This window comes from Alistipes sp. AM16-43 (genome assembly GCF_003435745.1).
GTDB classification, from domain to species: domain Bacteria; phylum Bacteroidota; class Bacteroidia; order Bacteroidales; family Rikenellaceae; genus Alistipes; species Alistipes onderdonkii.
Genome location: NZ_QTUQ01000015.1, coordinates 1 through 574, shown reverse-complemented (window position 1 = coordinate 574; position 574 = coordinate 1). Strand labels below are relative to the sequence as shown.

At 51.6% G+C, this 574-nt stretch carries 1 protein-coding gene; it reads right to left on the bottom strand.

Going from position 1 to position 574, the window contains the following annotated elements; translation table 11 throughout:
• The coding region (locus DW189_RS13935; protein WP_259295447.1) for a site-specific integrase at nt 1–574 on the bottom strand (574 nt) is incomplete at both ends.

The following is a 574-nucleotide window of genomic DNA, read 5'->3' as shown; positions in this document are numbered from 1 at the left end:
TGTTTTTCAGGCTGTCGTCGATCGAATCGAGTGTAGACATGGCAAAAACACGTCCGTCGCCGGTCAGACCCCGGTACTTGTTCAGGATGAACAACGCATAAGGCAGCAACTTGACAACGTATTTGGTTTCGGTCTTCTGGCGGTTGCCGCTGATCCACCACTCGCCCTGCGCATCCTGCTCGATCCGGTCATAGGTCAGCGAGGCCATATCCGCATAGCAGATGCCCGTGAAGCAGGAGAACAGGAACATATCGCGGTTATAGTCCTGACGCTTATACCGCAGCTCGGTAGTCATCATACGCCGGAGTTCATCTTCCGTTAAAAAACTACGTTCCGGATTCGGAGCCGTATATTGATAGAGGGAAAAGGGGTTGCGAGGCATCCAGCCGTTGTTGAACGCGATTTTGACAACGTATTTCAGGCATTTGAGATAACCGCTGACGGTCGTAGGCTTGAGCCCCAGATCGGATTTAAGGTAGACGTGGTATTGCTCGATGAACGACTGCTCCAATTCTGCCAAGGGCATATCGCTCACGTTATACTCCTTACGCATGAAAGTCCGCAGATGGTCGAT